Raw genomic sequence first — 3,917 nt, forward strand, 5'->3', positions numbered from 1 at the left:
GTTCTCGATGCCGGCAAACGTGGTGTTCAAGCCGATGCCGAGCGCGATCGACGCGCCGACGCCGACGCTGCCCGAGCCGCTTCCGGCCCCGGAGGAGGTCGCCGTCGTTGTGGTTACAGTCGTGTTGATCGCCGTGAGCAGAACATTGCCGCCGGTCAATGTAACCGTCGCGGCGCCGCTTGCTGGCTGATCGGCATGGTCGAGACCAATCACGCCAAGCGTGTCGGTATCGGCGAAGCTCAGCGCGAACGAACCGGCCACGCCGATATCGCCGCCGCTGGCGCCGGAGGTCGACTCGGCGCCGAAACGATGCGTCACGTCACCGCCGACGTTCTTCATCTTGGCTTCGGCTTTCACCCCGTCGGCCGTAATGATGCTGCCAGCCCCGATCGACGCCTCGTTGCGCATCGTCGCGATATTGATCGCCACTGCGACACCGACAGCGGTGCCGCTGTCGCTCGTCTTTGCGGTGCCATCGGCTTTCGCCGTCGCGTCCATATTGTTGGACGATTGTAAATTGAGTTCACCGACGCCAGCGCCATCACCGGCAACAACCGTGCGCCCGTCATTGATCGACGCCACCGCCAGTGACGACGAGACATTGAGGGCAAGCGCTGCCGCGACGCTGACATCGCCGCCGCCGCTTCCACCTGAACTGTTGGCCGATTTGCTGGCGCTGTCGCCATCATTCGACTTGCTGTTGGCCAGACCGACTTCCTTGTCCCGTTGCTCGTCGGCCTTGGTGTTGCCGTCCTCGTCTTTCTCGGCGCCAGCGGCACTCGCAATCGACTCCGCCTTGCTGGAACCGTCATTGGCGGCCGACAGACTGATCGATCCGTTCGAACGAAGATTGCGGTTCGATGTCGAGAACGCACGGTTGTCCACGAAGGCAAGCGCGATCGCCGCGCCGATTGCCGTCGAGCCGATGGCATCCCCATCGGCCAGCGTCGTGCTCACGCCGTGATTGCTGGCGCTGGCCGACAAATTGCCGGTGATGTCGAGTTCGCCGCCGGAACCGATTGACGACTCGGTGTTGTTGTCGATGACGTCGATCGCCACCGCACCGCCGATGCCAACATCGCCGCCTTCCGCGCCCGCTTCTGCCTTGGTGGCAGCTGTATGGTTGCCGGTCGCAATCATGGTGATAGCGTCGCCGGCAACGATGGTCGCGTTGTCGCGGATCGACGCCGAGGTGGAATTGTCGACGATGGTCAGGGCGACCGAACCACCGATGCCGAGTTCGCCCGCGGCGCCGCTCGCGTCGTCGGGAACCGCATCGGTCACGACGTTGGTGGTGGAGTTGGCGGTGAGCGACAGATCCGCGCCATTCAGATTGATCGAGGCGTTTGCCGCGACGTCGGCGGAAGCCTCGGTGATGACGATATTGATGGCGAGCGAACCCGCGACCTGCGTCTTGGAGCCCTCGCCGGCGCCGGAAGTCGCCTGGGCGATGAAGCTGTCGCCGGCCGCAATCGTGGCGCTCAATGACACCGCGCTCGCCGACAGCGACGAGGCGCCGCCGAGATAGCTACGCGTCGTGACGTCGGCGATGCTCAGCGCTACTGCAACGCCGATGCCGGTAGCGCCGTTGGAGGAAGAGTTCGTGTTGGTGCCGTCCGCCGTCGCCGTCACCTTGTCCGTCGATTGCGCGGTCAGCGTGATCGCGCCACCGGATGTGAGGGTGGAGGCCTGAACGAAGGCTTCGGTGGTCGGCCGATAATCCGACACCGTCACCGCGCCGGCAAAGGTGATATCGCCGCTGCTGGTCGTCGCCTTGTCGGACGTGATGCCGTCCTTATTGGGGTCCTTCAGGCGCTCCTCGGATTCGTTGTCACCGCCCGCACTTTGGTCCGATCCGCCTGCCGTCGACTTGGCGATCGTCGTGATATTGCTGATCAGCGTTGCGCCGAGCGCGATCGAATTGGGTGTATCGCCGGCATTCGCGCCAATCGTCGAACCGCCCGAGACATTGGCGCGGGTCGTCGCATTGACTTCTGAAACCGCAACGCTTGCGCCCTTGCCGCCGCTACCGCCATCGGCCTCGGTGGTCATCGTCAAGTTGCTGGTTGCAGTCAGCGACACCGCGCCCGAGACGCTGAGCACGCTGCCCGCGAGCACTTCGGTGATCGCGTCGCTGACCAGAACGGTGACGGAAACCGCTGCATCCTTCTTTTCATCGTTGTCGGAACCGGCGTCGGACTCGTCCTTCGCGGTCAGCGTGACGGTTACGGTGCTCGACGCCGACAGGCTGGCCGCGGTCACATTGGTGCTGCTGAACTTGACCCGCGCTTCGGGCAGGATCGTCGCGATGACACCCGCGAGCGGCCCAACTTCGAAAGTCTCAGCCTCGACATTGGCGGTCGCGGTTGCAGTGAATTGAGCCGCGCCCGTCACGATGATCGTGGCGCCGCTCAGGTCGATGATCGCCTCCGGGGTCGCGAAATACGCGCCACCCGTGATTTTTCCATCGTCCGCCGCCGCTGCTGTCAGGGTCATCGAACTGGCGTTTATGGTGCTGGAAACGCTGATCTTCTCGGCATTGACGGTAACTGCGCCGGCAGTCAGCGTCCCGGAGATCGTCACCTCGTCCTTGCCGTCCTGGCCATTGATGATGAGTGCGGTTGAACCGAGGTTCACCGCATTGATCGTCAAGGTATCCTTTGAAAGAATCGGAATGCCCAGATCATCGCCGAGATTGATGGTCAGGCTGGTGCTGGGTTTGTTGAAAGTGATCGACTCGAATGTCGAAATAAGAGAATCCGACGACAGCGTCAGCGTCGCGCCATTGTCGGTCAGAGTCGCTTCATCGTCGGCATTGCTGGTTGTGATGACCCGGTCCGCGACGACACTGTTGTCGATGATCGGTTCGAGCCCGTCATAGCGGAGCACGACACCGTCACGCGTGATTGTGCCCGACGTCTGGCCAGTAGCTGCATACTTCACCGAGGCGAAGGTGCCGCCGTCGAGAACCATGCTGTCGAAGCCAGCGTCGCCGCCAGCCATGACGCCACTCAATCTTCCGGCCGCACCAACAAAAAAGGTGTCCTCGTTGCCAGCGGAACCGATCAGGTTCTCGACCGTAACGAAGGACACCCCAGCAACATCACCTGAACCCTCGCCAGTGAGATGCCAGTCGGTGTCCCGCGGGGGGCCGACCACGGCGTCGCTGCCGGCGCCGCCGCTCAACACCACCCTGCCAGCCAAAGCAGGGTCGATCTCGCGCAGCACAAAGCTGTCGTCGCCCGCGCCCGCGTCAACGGTCAGCGAGACCGCCGGAGTTGCGAACTTGTAGGCGATCAAATTGTTAAATGTTCCAGCGTCAAGCACCGACAGACCGTCATTGGAATCATCTGAACTGCCGATGCGGATCACCCGCGCTTGCCCGGAAGTGTCGGCATAAATGCGCTGGCTGGCCGTCGTATCGTCCTCGACCGCGCCGACGTTTGCCAGGCCAATGCTATGGGTCAACGCTCCGGCTTGCGCGGTAATGCTACCTGACAGGCCGGTGTCGGTCGCCAGCCGCACGGCGTCGAAGCTGCCGCCGGTCATGGCAAGCGTGTCGTTGCCGGCACCACCGTCGAAGCGCACGTCGAGCGCCGCCAGGAAGTTTTCGCCGAAGTCGATGGTGAGTTTGTCGTCGGCGTCGGTGCCGCGCACCACGATATAGTCGATCTGCTGCACGTTGCGCTGGTCGATCAGCGTGTCCGACTTGTTGTCATAGATCTGGATCGCCTGGATCAGATTGTCATAGCGCAGCGAATAGTCGGCGCCGGCCAAGTCGTTCATGTCGACTGCGAAAGGCAAGATGTCGGCCGACAGCAGATAACGCGGTTCAAGCGCTTCAAGTGCCAGGTTCGGCAAATCTGATGTCTTGCTGGGCCGTCGGGCTCGCCCCGGCGAGCGCCGCAACAGCGAAC

The 3,917-nt window shown here is 62.9% G+C and carries 1 protein-coding gene; it reads right to left on the reverse strand.

Annotated features, from left to right (window positions below; all coding sequences use genetic code 11):
- The coding region (locus EN939_RS24410) for an LEPR-XLL domain-containing protein (protein WP_164751187.1) at positions 1–3,861 on the reverse strand (3,861 nt) is incomplete at its 3' end.
- Positions 3,862–3,917: the final 56 nt, after the last annotated feature.

This window comes from Mesorhizobium sp. M7A.F.Ca.CA.002.05.1.1, from assembly GCF_003998335.1.
GTDB lineage: Bacteria > Pseudomonadota > Alphaproteobacteria > Rhizobiales > Rhizobiaceae > Mesorhizobium.